Genomic DNA, 14,675 nt, shown 5'->3' with positions numbered 1-14,675 from the left:
AGAATGTCCATCTCATCACCACGAATTAATGTGATGCTTGATTCTGTGCGTAGTGCTTCCAGGCAGCTTATGCGCGATTTTAATGAATTACAAATCTCTAATGTTAAATCAGCAGACTTTATCAATAAAACTTATTCAAAATCCAAGCAAACCATATACGATTGCTTGCACGACTACAAACGAGACTATGGGTTTATTTCCGAAGATGATACTGATCAAGAAGTAAAAGATGACACTTATACCTGGTTTATTATGCCTATAGAGGGCAGGGAGAACTTTTCCAGTTGTATGGTTTATTTTGCAGTATCAGTCTGTCTCATTCATAAAAATAAAGTTGTGGCGGCTGTAATTGATGCTCCGGCTCTTAGAGAAACTTTTTGGGCAGAAGAAAAGAAAGGTGCTTTTCTTGAGGACTTTAGATCTCGTCATATAAAAATGCGGGTGAAAAGCCGTGAAGGGGGTCTAATAGATGTAAGTGGTAATTTGTTAAATAAATTGCTGCCTGGCAATAGTAGTGTACGCTCCATCGGTTCAACAATTTTAGGCTTTGCATACCTTGCGGCAGGAAGGCACAGAGGAATAGTTTACTCTAGAGTTAACAAATATAAAACCTTGCTCGGTAGACTTTTTCTACAAGAAAGCGGTGGAAGGCTAACGGAAGACAACGGATTGATTATTGCTGGCGATATTAAATTAGGATAAACAAGCTACAGAGATAGACAACTTTTCGAGAACTTTTACAAGAGATTCTGTCAAATGTTCTATCATTTCATCGGTATGATAAGGTGTAGGGGTAATACGGAAACGCTCAGTTCCTCTTGGAACTGTCGGGTAATTTATATGTTGAACGTATATTCCATACTCATCAAATAATAATTTTGATGCTTTTTTGGATAACTCTGGGTCGCCAATTATTATTGGAATTATATGAGTTTCTGTTAAAATGAAGTTAATTCCTGCATTTCTCAGTGAGTTTTTTACTTTTTCAACGACTTGCTTTTGCTTTTCCCTTTCAATGTTGCTTGATTTTAGGTGTTCAACGCTTGCCTTTGCTGCCGCTGCTAAAACAGGCGACATAGCAGTGGTAAAAATAAATCCTGGAGCGGAACTTCTTATTACATCTACCAAGCTCTTTGAAGACGCGATATACCCACCCATCACTCCAAAAGCCTTCGATAGTGTACCTTGAATAACGGTTATTCTATCCATCAGGCCTTCTCTTTCTGCAATTCCACCACCATGTGAACCATACATACCAACTGCGTGCACCTCATCCAAATAGGTAATTGCATTATGTTGATCTGCCAGGTCGCATATTTCTTTAAGCGGAGCTACATCACCATCCATTGAATATACGGATTCAAGTACTATGATTTTTGGTGTCTTTTTGTCTATAGACTTAAGTAGCTGCTCTAGATGATTAACATCATTGTGTTTAAATATATGTTTTGGCCTTTTTCCTGATTTTATGCCTTCTATCATCGAAGAATGGTTCTTCTCGTCTGAAAAAATTACTACGCCCGGAATAACAGACGATAAAGTGCTAAGTGTTGTCTGGTTAGCGAGGTAGCCACAAGCAAAAGTTAAAGCAGCCTCTTTTTTATGCAAACAAGCTAAGGATTTTTCAAGTTCGACAACCTCTTTTGTTGTACCAGATATATTTCTTGTTCCTCCAGCACCAACAGATGAATTTTGGATAGCGGCAATTACACTCTCATTTTGTGACATTCCCAAATAGTTATTACTGCACCAGACGATTACTTCCCTATTTCTTTCATAGTCCATAATGTGGGGGAGCCTACCTGGCAATGACGCAAAGTGCGTAAATTCACGGTAGCGCCCCTCATCTTTTATATCTTTTATTTTATTCAAGAATATTTCTTCGTAGTTTACCAAGTCCTTATTTACCGATAATTAACATAATTATAATAAATTATTAAATGGTAAACTACAATATTTATTATACAGATACGGTAGTAGATGCTTCCTTCGTGTTGAAAGGTTTGTCAACCTTGTTGTTTTCAACTTGGCTTTTAGGTGTACAGCAGTATATAACTGCAGCAGCAACCAGACAACAAGCTCCAACTGCTATTCCTACCGCTAACATTTCCAAGTAAACTGCAACAGCCACCCCTGAAATAATACCAGCTATTGCAAGTGCAGAAGCAGCTATAACAGGCAGCTTACTACTTTTTGTATTTTGTGGAATAGCATTATTTTTGCCTGAATTATTAGGCAACCCGCCATTGGTTTGAGTATCATTCACCTGCTCAGATTTGTTGTTAGCTACTGAAGGCACTGGTTCTGGTGTTGGCACTGGATTCGGTGTTGGCACCAGCGTAGGTGTTAGAATTGGATCTTGTGTTAGATCCGGTGTCAGTCCTGGCGTTGGCGCCGGCGTAGGTGTTGGAATTGGATTCGGTGTTGGTGTTAGGTTCGGCGTTGGCACCGGTGTAGGTGTTGGAATTGGATTCGGTTCTTGCTGCCTGGTGGTAGTTTGAGTACCATCTTCTTGTCCAGGGATTTCGTTAGTTGATGTAGGTACTGGATCTCCTAGAGGACTATTGCCATCATCACTTGAAAAATCTATTAAATCTTTTTCTAGTGCATCATCTTGGTGCTCTTTAGACACGATTTTATCATGCTCACCATCACTCACAAGACTACGTGCTTCTTCAGGCGTAGTTACTGCTGCATTAGCAGAGGCTTCTGTACCTTCAACATCACCACTCGCAGAACTCTGTGGTGAAAGTGGTGGTGAACCTTGTTGATCACCTTTACTTTCAGACTCTACCGGTTGAACAGGAGTTTGTTTATCCTCACCATCAATTGATAACACGGTAGCACTTTTACTTTGAAGAACAAGAGCGTCCTGTGTACTTAAACTTTCAATATCATCCGTTTGTTCTGGAACTGGAGTCTCAGAAACTTTTTGTTGCTCTTGAGTATTAGAAGGCTGTGCCTTAAGTTTTGCACTTTCTTCTGGTACATGTTCAGCAGGTTGAGCATGAGCTTGTTTTTTCTCATCATCAATATTAACAGGAGCTTCGTGACTACTTGTAGTAGCGCTAACATCAGTTACTGATGATACAGCAGCCTTAGCATCAGTTCCAATGCTTTTGATCTTTTTTTCAAGAAAATCTCTAGTTTTTAAGAGTGTGTTTCTCTGATCAATGCATCTTTGCTTCTTAGTAGGACCTGGATTGATAATGTTCTTCTCCTCCTCCTTCTTCTTTTGAATTTCAGCATTTACTTTGTCTATGATACTCTTCAAAATAGGTTCATCTTTTATATTATTCCTTTTTAAGTAACTCTCCATCGTCTTAGGAATGTAGATAGCATTCAACAATTTCTGCTCTGTGCTGTTTTTATTTCTAGACATTTTACCCCCCCTATAATCATTATCTATAGCTTCTTCTATTGAAGCCTCTTCATTGTTCATAATATTTTCTCGTCTGTCCACATTTTCTTGTGGTTGTTGACTGCCAGTACTTTCAAGTCCTGGATTTTCTGATAGAATGTCACTTGTTATAACTGGAATTTCTAATTCATCTGCAACGTTATTACTTCTTTTTCGTATTATAAAAGTTCCAGGAGTTTGGCACATTTCATCCCACAAATCTTGACGTTCATGACAGGAATATTTTTGCACATCAATAGAAAATTGCAGAATATTTCTAATTTGCATTAAACTGAATATTAGATCAATATTCTTTTGACGTTTATTGTCTTTTGGATCTTTAGTGTATTCATCATACACTATGCAAGCAGTCTGAACTAATCCATTTACAATACCTGGAAGACGGCTGTTATATTCACGTAAAGCTTCAGATTGCAATAATTTGTTTTCCTTTTCCAGATCTTCTATGCGCTTTTCTATGCTAGATTTAAAAATCTTACACTCCTCTCGAAAAATTATGTTAATTGCATCAATTTCTGTGCATAAGTAACATACTTCCTTGACTAAGGAGTAATCTTCTTGGCCTATTGAGTAGTGTGTTGCATTTTTCAGTATATTCTGTATGACCGGCCTAATCACTTGCTCATTATGTGATACGTTTTGATGGATTTCTTTAGTGTAAAAAAGCACCTCGACTATAACGTCTGTGTTTGTGTATTCAACATTAGACAATGCAATGAGGATTGATTCGTGTATGTTATCAAATTCGTTATTTTTAAATTTTTGATTGAGATAGCCGATAACATCATTGCTGCATTTAGCACATTTTTCACACAAGTGCTCGATAAATGCAATATTACCAGCATCCAATGCAGTTTTCAGAATTAAATCATAAATTTCTTTTCTGCCACGAGCTCCTATGTTTTTCAGGATTTGTTGCCTTAGTATTGTAATAACTTTATCATCTGTAAATGCTTGTTTATATACATCGTAAATGGCATGATCTGCACTATTAGTGTATCGTTTGCACAAGTATTCAATGACAGATATGTGTTCTTGACTTATCGCAGTTTCTAACAAGGTAGCAAAGCTCTTTTTTAATAACTCTTCTGTTGAGGCTTTTTTAGTTAGCCCATTAATATATCTTTCAAATGCATCCAGCACTATCGTGATGAATTCTTCATTTTTGATCAGAGACGCTGTTTCAAGCACACCATACAAAGGATCAGGTTTACTTGTTTTTAACACCTGTCCAAAATCTCTTAAAACGTATTCGACAAAAACTGCATTTAATAATTCTTGCTCTTTTCTTAATGCTGTAGCTGAGAAGAAGTCAATCTTATTAGGTTCGACAAGTTGTATAGCTTGACCTTTTAATCTTCCGTAAACTCCATCGTTACCATGGAATTTTTCTATAAAAGCTTCAATATATTTTTGATTACCAACAAGGAGAGGTAAAAGACTTAAGTTTTCTTCAGCAAAAAGAAAATCCTGATATTGCTCTACTAGCTTGTCATTAGCTGCAATTGCCAATAGTACCAATTCTTTTACTGAATAATCATACTTGAAACCCTCTTGATCAAATTTATATTGTGATAGTACATTTGAATATATATGTTGATGGTTGCTTCTGTTTTGTAACTCCAAATTAAGTTGATTTGAACAGAAATCTTTGAGATTTTCATTATCCAGCGTAATAGACCTGCCTTCATAATCTTCAATATTTTGTACAACCTTGTCTAATTCTTCACAATTATCTTCTTGTATAGCTTGATTTAAGATATTTATAATCTCAGCAAAAGTTAAGTTTTTAGGAATGATACCATATGAATCTTCATCTTTTAACTCTACAGTAAACGACCTATCACAACCATCAGGAAAGTTTGCAAGTATTGCATTCTCTAAACTTAGATCTTCAGGGGATGTACTACATGGAGTAGCTGGTATCTCTTGACTTTCGCTATCTAAAACTTCAAACTCTTCTTCAATACCTGAATCTTCAGAATCTGGTTTTTCAAAACCATGCCAACTTTTGATTAATCTTTCAGAATTTGATTGGCCCTGTGAAGTTGTATCTTGTGATACAAAGTCTCTAAAATTGGAACCAAACATGTTTTACCTCCTAACTAGCAGCTAAGCTAAGTATAGCATTAAACAGAAATCTTGCCAAGCAAATTATTCAGTCTCTTAGCAAAGCTGCTCGCGTCATCCATCTCTTCGCCTTCCACGATGCAAGCTTGGTAAAACAATAAGTGAACCACGTCCTCCAATGTTGGGTTTTCACCACTTTCAGCATAAGATTTCATTATACTCTTTATTACAGGATGCTTAGTGTTAATTTCAAGCACCTTTGGCGTGCGGTAATTTAGCTGCTTTTGTTCACGCAAAAAACGCTCCATGCGAAGATCCATAGCACCTTCATCAACCGCTAGGCATACGGGACTATCAGTCAATTTTTTGGAAATTTTTACGCTTTTTACTGAATCTCCAAGCACTGTGGTAAAATATTGCAGTATAGTTTCCTCAGTTTTTTCTCCATTTGATTTATTTTCTTCATCTGTCTTATCTTCTTCTGAAGAGAATTTTTCCAAATCAACATCTGCACGGGTTACAGACTTGATTTTCTGATCTTTGTATTCATGAATTACACTAGTCCAAAAGTCATCAACTGGATCAACAAATAGGAGCACTTCTAGTCCTTTACTGACGAATCCCTCAAGTTGCGGACTGTTTTTCACTGAATCGAGGCTATTTCCGGTGAGATAATAGATATGTTCCTGCTCAGGCTTCATTCTGCTTATATAATCATCAATGCTGATCAACTTCTCATCACCGGTGCTATTAAATCTGCAAATTGAGAGCAGCGCTTCTCTCTCATCAGTTGGCATAGCTTCGCAAAGACCTTCCTTTAAAACTGCACCAAAATTGGTCCAGAATTTTGTGTACTCCTCTAAATTCTCTTTTGCCTTTTTACCGAGCTCTGATATCGCGCGTTTAGTGAGGGATTTCCTGATTTGCTCAACAACACGATTATTCTGCAACGTTTCTCTGCTGATATTAAGAGGTAAGTCCGGTGAATCAACAATACCTTTCAAGAAACGTAAATACTGCGGTATGATCTGTACATTATCTTCAGTGATAAATACTTTATTTACATATAACTTAACAGAGCAACGTCTATCTGGATGGAATAAATCAAAAGGTTTTATAGAAGGAACATAAAGCAAATTTGTATATTCTATTGCACCTTCATTTTTATTATGCAATATCATCCAGGGCTCCCCGCCAACGTGGGCAACACTGCGGAAAAAATCGTTGTGCTCCTCTTGAGTAACGTCATTTTTTGGCTTAGTCCAAATTGCAGCCTTACTGTTTAACTTTTCACTTTTTCCTTCTTCGTCTATAAATTCAACAGGAAAATTTATGTGATCAGAGTAAGTAGTGACAATATTTTCAACACGAAATTTATCTAAAAACTCGTTTTCTTCAGGATGCATAATGAGCGTAATTTTGGTTCCGCGAGGGACTTGATTATCTGACTTGCTGATTGAATATTCCCCATCTCCTTTGGATTGCCAGATCCAAGACTCCTCTTCTCCAGCTTTTCTCGATTCTACTATTACTTCTGATGCAACCATAAAGCTTGAGTAAAAACCAACACCAAACTTCCCAATCAGCTCCACAGTTTGGCTTGAATCCTTGCTATTCTTAATCGCATCCAAGAACTTTTGCGTACCAGAGCTTGCAATTGTACCAAGATTGTCTATTAAATCCTGTCTATTCATTCCAATGCCATTATCAGTGATATATAGCTCGTTCTTATCTTTATTGGAGCTGATAGTGATTTTTAATTCGTCACTCAAATCTAGCAAATTAGGGTTTAGTTGAGATTCATAGCGCAACTTATCACATGCATCTGATGCATTTGATATTAATTCACGCAGAAAAATGTCTTTATTGGTGTAAAGTGAATGAATCACTATATTCAGTACTTTCCCTACCTCAGCGTCAAATTTTAAATTTTCAGTTTCTTGTACATTATGCATTTTGAGCTCCATTATTTGCCTACTACCCTAATAATTTAAGTATTGAATCACGATCTTTCAAGGTCACGTACACCAAAATTAATGTGGGTGTAGTTATTATGACACCCAATTTATGGGATCTCTTGCATAACAAACTTTTGGCAGCGCATTGGATGAAACGAAAAACTTCCTTGACACCCTTCGCCAGCCCCCTTATCATGAAACTGAAGCTATTTATTTATCTTCGCAATCTCTGCAGTGGATTAATGACAAAAAAACTTAATGTATTTGGCGTAAATCATGCTTAATTTTTTGCACTATGTGCACCTCATGTCTTTATCAAATTTCTAGCTACACAAGCTGAAATACGCTATTTAAAACATCAAAAAACGCCAACTTAAAAATGGATAGTGAATAATTAGCTACCCTAGGGTTTCTTTGCCTTTTTTTCTGCTTAGTAAATTTCTTAACGTTTATAATTTAGATTAGTTGCGGCTTAAAAGCGGCTGAGTCACGGTTATTAAGCGTTTAGAATAAAAAAACGCCATACTTGAAAGTATAATGTAAGTAACTAGCCAACCATCGGGCTTTTTTTGCCTTTTTTTTCGCTTGGTAAATTTTTTAATACTTAGATTAGTTGCAATTTAAGAGACCAGAAATGGTCAGTGCTTGGCACTGGAATAACGTCCTCCTTTGTCATCCCAGTGCCCAGACACTGGGATCCAGGAAACTTAATTGCAAGTAATGCATTAGATTTGGTGAGTATGGGTTTTATGTTATAGAATGAAACACTTTTGGTGAATTTGTAAAGAAAACTGGATCCCAGTGTTTGGGCACTGGGATGACAGCAGTCCTACGTCATCCTACCGCGAACCGTCATACCGCGATTCATTCGCGGTATCTCAAAGCATAGATCCCGCTAACAAGTAGCGGGATGACGGTTGTCGTTTAGCCATAAATATTAAGAAATTTACTAAATGAAAAAAAAGGCAAAAGAAGCCCTGGGGTTATTATCTGCTTTAAAATATTGGCGTTTTTTATGTTTTAAACGCTTGACAAGCGAGATTCAGCCGCTTTTAATTGCAACTAACTTACGCTGCAAATGTTTAAGAAATTTACTAAGCAGAAAAAAAGACAAAGAATCCCCGAGTTAGCTAGTCTTTTACTATCTCTGTCGAGTATTGGCATTTTTTGATGTCTTGTAACGCTTTATAAGCGCGTTCAGCTTATTTAGATAAAAATCTAGATGTAGATGAAGTTTTGTAAAGACATACAGTATCTATATACTGCAAAAAATTGAACATAAGACGCCGATACATTAAGTAATCCTTACCTTTTAATCTGCAGATTGGCGAAAGCAAATACAATAGCTTCACTGTTATGATAAGGGGGCTGGCGAAGGGTGTCAAGGAAGTTTTTTCGTTTCTATTCCCAATAAAAGTTTGTTATATGGTTATGCAAGAAGTTTAATATTAAAAATGACACAACAACATAATTAAATTAGACTACTTTATTCTCTTAGTTACTTGCTTTTCTCTTGCTATTGCAAGGCTTTTTTTTGGTACATCCTCAACTATAACACTACCTGCTGCAATTACAGATTCATCATGAATATTAAGCGGCGCAATTAGTGAGCTATTGGCGCCAACAAAGCAATTGCTCCCTATATTCGTTTCATGTTTATTTTTCCCATCATAATTACAAACAATAGTGCCTGCTCCTATATTACTCTCCTGCCCTACTTTAGCATTTCCTATATAACTTAAGTGTTTTATTCTAGTGTTTTGACCAACTTCACTTGTTTTCACTTCCACAAAATTTCCTATTTTTGCCTTATTACCAATTGTTGTGTTTCCGCGTATTCTGGTAAATGGACCGACCTCAGCATTACTTTTAATTAAGCAATTTTCTAAATGCGAAAATGGCAGTATTTTCGCACCAGACTCTATTTTCACTCCAGTACCGAAAAAAACATATGGGTAAATAACTGAATCTCTGGCAATTTGCGTATCAAGAGAAAAGAAAACAGTCTCTGGTGCAACAAGCGTTACTCCGGAGTCGGTAAAAACTTTTCTTTTATTTTCTTGAAAGTAAAATTCAGCTTTTATAAGGTCATTTCTGTTATTTATTCCCGTTGCTTCTTCTCCACCGGTAATAACGTAACCGACATTTAAATTACTCTTCACTGCAATGGAAACTATATCGGTCAAGTAATATTCATGAGTTGAGCTATTGCACTCTATTTTCTCCACCAATTCACGTAAATTCTTTGCACATGCCACCATTATTCCAGCATTGGCAAGAAATTCTTCATGATTATTTTTATCACTCTTTGCTTCTACGATTTCTCTTAAGGAACCATTCTCAATAATTAACCTACCGTATTCTTTATTGCTTGTCCTAAAACCTAGGCAAACTAGAGCCTTGCCTTCTAAATAACTAATCATTTTAGTTATTGTGCTGCTTTTTATGAGCGGAGTATCCCCATACTGCACAACAACTATGCTTGAATCTGGCAATTCTCTTAGGTTTCTCATCGCAGTTTTGACCGCATCTCCCGTGCCAAGTGTTAATTCTTGTGTAATTAACTGTATATCCTTAAAACACTTTAGTCTTTCAATTAAAGGCTGATCAACTACAACAGCAATATTTTCAGGATTTAACTGTTTTGCATTGTAAATGACATGCTGGAGCATGGAAAAACTGCCTATTTTGTGTAGGACCTTAGGCAAATCTGAATTCATCCGCCTGCCATGCCCTGCAGCAAGTATAACGAACGTATGAGTTTTACTTATCACTTATCTTAAAGATGAAAAATGAAAACCGTAATGATCAAGCCAGCTGATTTTGTTGTCATAAAAGCTCCTCAAGTCGCTAATTTGATATTTTAGCATTGCAAGCCTTTCTATACCAATGCCAAACGCAAAACCGTTGTATTTAGTATGGTCTATTCCAACATTTTGAAATACATTTGGATGCGTCATACCGCATCCCAGTACTTCTATCCATTTACTACCTTTATAACTTATGTCCACTTCCGCAGAAGGCTCGGTAAAAGGGAAAAAACTATTACGAAAACGTATCTTCAGCCCTTTATCGCCAAAGAACTTATTAAGGAAGTGATGAATAGTAAATTTTAACTGGCCCATATTGACATTCTCATCGACATATAACCCCTCTATTTGATGGAACATAGGGGTGTGAGTTGCATCAAAGTCGTTTCTGTATACTCTACCTGCAGCTACTATTTTAATTGGGAACTTTTTTGTTTTTTCCATGGTTCTAATCTGTACAGATGAGGTGTGAGTGCGCAGTACCATTCTTTTATCATCTATTTTGTTCTTTAAGTAGAAGGTATCTTGCTCCTCTCGCGCAGGATGATGACTTGGAGTATTCAGTGCATCAAATACATGAAATTCATCTTCAATATCAGGGCCATCAACTGCTTTAAAACCCATATGTGCAAAAATAAGCTTTACTTCATTTATAACCTTACTGAGTGGATGGACCTTGCCCATTTTTTCTGGTCTAACGGGCAACGTGATATCAACCGCCTCGTTCTGCAATTTAAAGTTAACTTCTTCTGTTTTTAGCACATTTTCCCTATTAATGATAAGATGATCTATCTTATCACGTAAAGCGTTAATCACTGCACCTAAATCACGCTTTTTCTCTGCATTTTCTATCTTTTTTAAGTTATCAAAATACGCTCTAACTACACCCTTTTTTCCCAAATACAATAGCCTAACTTTTTCTAAATCTTGCAAAGAAGAAGCATTCTCAATTTCGGAAACTGCTTTATCTTCAAGTGAAAGTATGTCATCTAATAACTCTTTATTCATCTTAAAAACGCTGGCTTAAACTTTCATTATAGTGAAATTTTAAATATCATCAACAATCCGAAAAATTGCCCTATTCTGATTATTAATTTATTGACTAATTAATCTTTTTTATTTACCTTTGCGTTGATGAATTTGCTGTATCAACTATGCACAACAGTAACACTGAAACTAAGAATAAGTATAAAATAGAGGATTTACCTAAGCTCTTTAAGGAAAAATCCAGAAACATAAGTAAAGCATTTTCTAGCGAAACAATTAAGATCAGTGCTATTCGCTCGAGAAGTATTGAAAGCAATATACAAAAATTTTCATTTGAGCTAACAGCAACAGATAAAGACACCTTTAATATAAGATTATTTCGAATAAACCCTTTAATTGATTTTTTCAAAATCTGCCTTTCCCGGGAAAAAAAATTTACAGCCAACATAAAAGTGCCCAAAGAAAGCAGTGAACTATATAATAACTACTGTAAAACTAACAGTTATAAAACTGTAGAAGAATTCGTAAATAGTGCTCCGCCTCAAATCCTTCTGCAGGGCACAACGATAACGCTACAAACAGACGTTGAAAACATTAACCTGGACAACTTGTACCAAATCGAGTTATTTCTAAATGAAAAGCTACAACATGCAGAAAAAACTGAAAATGAAGACAAAAAAGAACAGAGTGAAACTAACCAAAAAAATGCACAAAATAAACAAATCGTACCAGTTACAGGCTCATTTGGCTTCGATGTAACAAATAATGGAAAACAAGTTACACGTGTTTCGATAGTAGTTGCTGCAATGCATGAAAACGTTTTCTGGTTTAGATCTTTTTTCTGTCTACCCAATTTTTTTAATACGTCACAATTCTTTTCCCAACAATTGCCAAAATTTTCTATACAGAGCAACAATATACCATTTGGTGTTATTCCAGCGTTTGACCAGGAAAAAAGAAACATGGATCCAAGTAGTCAAGCTACTCGGATGACAGGGGGTAGTATAGAAAATCCAATACCTCAAGAAGCAGAACAGAATGTAGGTCAAACTACTTCGCACACAGAGTATTTTAAAGCTAATAGAAAAAAATCGAAAAAGCAATCTCAAGAACTACCAGAAGAAGAAAAACAATCTACCATAAAACAAGCACGAAATGATGCTAGAGTAGCTGTGATAGATAACCAAATTGAGCACAGGGGGAAAAAGCTCGATAAAATATTTATTGAAGTGATGAGTGGATACAAAAATCAAGATCCAGAAACATTTTGCAATATTTTCAGCTCAGTATTCAATATTGTTTACTTTCAAGATAAACAATTACATGCTATATTAGAGCCAGGCGAAATATCAGAAGTATTACAGATACTCGAAAGGCCACAACCTCTTAGTAACTCACTTTTAGGTAAAGAATATTTACAAAAACAAGTATATAGAAAAAAAGAGCAATTGCTTAAATTAGTTTCAGGTGTTTATATACAACAACCTTCTCCACAACATGAAAATACTCCTCATAAATCTACAAACCCTTTACCAATTAAAGATCTTTCACCAGCAACAAATGAAGCTAAAACTCTACCACCTACTAACATTACACTCAAATCACCGTTAAAAACTGTATTTTCCTCAAAAAAGGCTTATTTTTGTCTATTTATAATAGTAGCATCTGCATCAACACTTTGCTTATGGCATTTTCCATTAGGAAAAGTGTCAATGTTAAAAGGATTAGTGCCACCAGAAAAAAGGGAAAGTATTGGGTTAGCATTGAACATAGGGTTGCCAATATTAATCGCGCTGTGTATTTTGAATTTAGCTCGCTTTATATATTCTGAATATTCTATAGAATCTATTAAGCAAGTAAGTGAAAACGATCCCCTTTCTCGCGCCTATAGCTAGTGCAGGCTCAGTTTTCCTACGTCATACCGTCACGGTATCTCTAGATCCCGCTAACACGTAGCGGGATGACGAATTTGTCGTTTTTTAAATTGTCGGTAAACCAGAATTACTTTAACTATAACAAAATAGAAATAAGTTGTTGTAAAAAATTTTTCATGGTAAAATTATTTATTTTCACCATATGTTTAAAGGAATTATCACGGATATCGGGACTATAACTGATACTACCACTCACTCCAACTCTGATCAAATTTTCCATATCAAGACACAAAATTTATCCTCTATAAATAAAGGAGATTCAATAGCTTGCTCTGGTGTGTGTTTAACTGTTGTTGATATAATGAGCGATACATTTACAGTCCAAGCATCTCAAGAAACTATGAAGGTTGCTAACTTAAATACGTGGAGAATAGGAAAAAAAATAAATCTCGAACAAGCAATGAGATTAAGCGATAAGATCGATGGCCACCTGGTTCAGGGTCATGTTGATGGGATAGTAAAATTTTTAACAATTAATCAAAATTTAGATTCTCATGAAATCAAACTATCGTGCCCACAAGAATTAATTAAATTTGTTGCAAAAAAAAGCTCCGTTACACTAGATGGGGTTTCCCTCACAGTGAATTCAGTTGTTAATCAGGAATTTACAGTAAATATCACTCCCTATACATGGGAAAATACAACTTTTCAGTACAACAAAGTAAATGATTATTTGAATTTAGAAATTGACATGATCGCTAGGTATTTAGATCAATTGATGCAGCATAAATACAATTAATTTTACAACCTTGTTATTTACAACTATTATATCTTGAAAACCATATAGATATAAAACATGCTTTTCGATAGCCTAATTATCTTTATTGTTGTTCTATGCGTAATAATCTCGGTAACTAGAGGCTTTATAAAAGAGCTATGCGCACTAATGTTTCTATTTTTATCGGTCTTTCTGACAGCTAATCACTATGATTTTTTCACTCCAAATTATAGTAAATATTTTGATTCTAAAGTTACACTAAACATACTTTCTACAATCTCTGTATTTATTATACTTAATCTTATATTCATGATAATAAATAACTGGCTAATGTACATATTATTACCCATAAGGTTGGGGTTTATCGATAGAGTTACTGGAATCTTTCTCGGAGTGCTTAAAGGAATATTGCTCTCTTATGTATTATTTTTTGCTGTGCACTTATATTGCTACACAGTATATGACAAAAAAGAGGGAGAGTATAAAATAGAAGCAGAAGACATATTGCCTAATTGGATAATAAATTCACACTCTTATCAGGCTTTATTTGTGACAGCAGAAGAAGTAATTGACATGTATGTACCAGAGTCGTTGATACTAAAAATAAAAGAGATCGGTGGAGAAATGGTTGATCAAGAAAAACCTAAAAACAATAAAAAAGAAGAGTAAATATTTATTTATAAATATTTTCATTGGGAGTATTCAAAAAGCCATATGTGTCAGGTTAAGAGCACAGAATTTTTTACTGGAAATATTAATTTTGTTTTAGCAATAAAT

At 35.5% G+C, this 14,675-nt stretch carries 9 protein-coding genes; 4 read left to right on the top strand and 5 right to left on the bottom strand.

Annotated features, from left to right (window positions below; all coding sequences use genetic code 11):
* Window positions 1-3: 3 nt before the first annotated feature.
* Complete coding sequence (locus OPR39_RS02765) at window positions 4-702, top strand: inositol monophosphatase family protein (RefSeq protein WP_015589485.1); 699 nt, start codon at window positions 4-6, stop codon at window positions 700-702.
* Here OPR39_RS02765 and hemA read toward each other — a convergent pair.
* The 5 genes from hemA to pheS all read right to left on the bottom strand — a co-directional run bounded on the left by hemA (window position 694) and on the right by pheS (window position 11,267).
* Complete coding sequence (gene hemA, locus OPR39_RS02760; RefSeq protein ID WP_174516755.1) at window positions 694-1,896, bottom strand: 5-aminolevulinate synthase; 1,203 nt, start codon at window positions 1,894-1,896, stop codon at window positions 694-696. The genes OPR39_RS02765 and hemA overlap by 9 nt on opposite strands.
* A 64-nt stretch (window positions 1,897-1,960) precedes the next feature.
* Entirely contained in the window at window positions 1,961-5,512 is a 3,552-nt protein-coding gene (locus OPR39_RS02755; protein WP_265039016.1) for a host RNA manipulator TomO, read from the bottom strand.
* A gap of 38 nt (window positions 5,513-5,550) precedes the next feature.
* Entirely contained in the window at window positions 5,551-7,446 is a 1,896-nt protein-coding gene (htpG, locus tag OPR39_RS02750) for a molecular chaperone HtpG (RefSeq protein ID WP_265039013.1), read from the bottom strand.
* Window positions 7,447-8,930: 1,484 nt separating this feature from the next.
* Complete coding sequence (glmU, locus tag OPR39_RS02745) at window positions 8,931-10,223, bottom strand: bifunctional UDP-N-acetylglucosamine diphosphorylase/glucosamine-1-phosphate N-acetyltransferase GlmU (RefSeq protein WP_265039011.1); 1,293 nt, start codon at window positions 10,221-10,223, stop codon at window positions 8,931-8,933.
* On the bottom strand, window positions 10,224-11,267 hold the full coding sequence (gene pheS / locus OPR39_RS02740; protein WP_265039010.1) for a phenylalanine--tRNA ligase subunit alpha: 1,044 nt from the start codon (window positions 11,265-11,267) through the stop codon (window positions 10,224-10,226).
* 146 nt (window positions 11,268-11,413) lie between these two features.
* Between pheS and OPR39_RS02735 the strand changes: the two genes are divergently transcribed.
* The 3 genes from OPR39_RS02735 (at window position 11,414) to OPR39_RS02725 (ending at window position 14,567) form a co-directional block, all read left to right on the top strand.
* The gene (locus tag OPR39_RS02735; RefSeq protein ID WP_015588827.1) at window positions 11,414-13,141 is read left to right on the top strand and encodes a hypothetical protein; all 1,728 of its coding nucleotides are present in this window, start codon (window positions 11,414-11,416) and stop codon (window positions 13,139-13,141) included.
* Between the two features lie 181 nt (window positions 13,142-13,322).
* Window positions 13,323-13,919, top strand: a complete 597-nt coding sequence (locus tag OPR39_RS02730; RefSeq protein ID WP_012673066.1) for a riboflavin synthase — start codon at window positions 13,323-13,325, stop codon at window positions 13,917-13,919.
* A gap of 57 nt (window positions 13,920-13,976) precedes the next feature.
* The gene (locus tag OPR39_RS02725; protein ID WP_015588828.1) at window positions 13,977-14,567 is read left to right on the top strand and encodes a CvpA family protein; all 591 of its coding nucleotides are present in this window, start codon (window positions 13,977-13,979) and stop codon (window positions 14,565-14,567) included.
* The last annotated feature ends 108 nt before the right edge of the window (window positions 14,568-14,675 follow it).

It is taken from the genome of Wolbachia endosymbiont (group A) of Yponomeuta plumbellus, from assembly GCF_947251575.1.
GTDB classification, from domain to species: Bacteria; Pseudomonadota; Alphaproteobacteria; order Rickettsiales; family Anaplasmataceae; genus Wolbachia; species Wolbachia pipientis.
Note: the sequence above shows the minus strand (reverse complement) of the source record. Positions and strands in the feature narration are given on the sequence as shown.

What these genes read in the sequence shown, in the direction of transcription:
- OPR39_RS02765 (WP_015589485.1), top strand. Translation starts at nt 4, where the DNA reads ATGTCCATCTCATCACCACGAATTAATGTGATGCTTGATTCTGTGCGT.
- OPR39_RS02755 (WP_265039016.1), bottom strand. Translation starts at nt 5,512, where the DNA reads ATGTTTGGTTCCAATTTTAGAGACTTTGTATCACAAGATACAACTTCA.
- htpG (WP_265039013.1), bottom strand. Translation starts at nt 7,446, where the DNA reads ATGCATAATGTACAAGAAACTGAAAATTTAAAATTTGACGCTGAGGTA.
- pheS (WP_265039010.1), bottom strand. Translation starts at nt 11,267, where the DNA reads ATGAATAAAGAGTTATTAGATGACATACTTTCACTTGAAGATAAAGCA.
- OPR39_RS02735 (WP_015588827.1), top strand. Translation starts at nt 11,414, where the DNA reads ATGCACAACAGTAACACTGAAACTAAGAATAAGTATAAAATAGAGGAT.
- OPR39_RS02730 (WP_012673066.1), top strand. Translation starts at nt 13,323, where the DNA reads ATGTTTAAAGGAATTATCACGGATATCGGGACTATAACTGATACTACC.
- OPR39_RS02725 (WP_015588828.1), top strand. Translation starts at nt 13,977, where the DNA reads ATGCTTTTCGATAGCCTAATTATCTTTATTGTTGTTCTATGCGTAATA.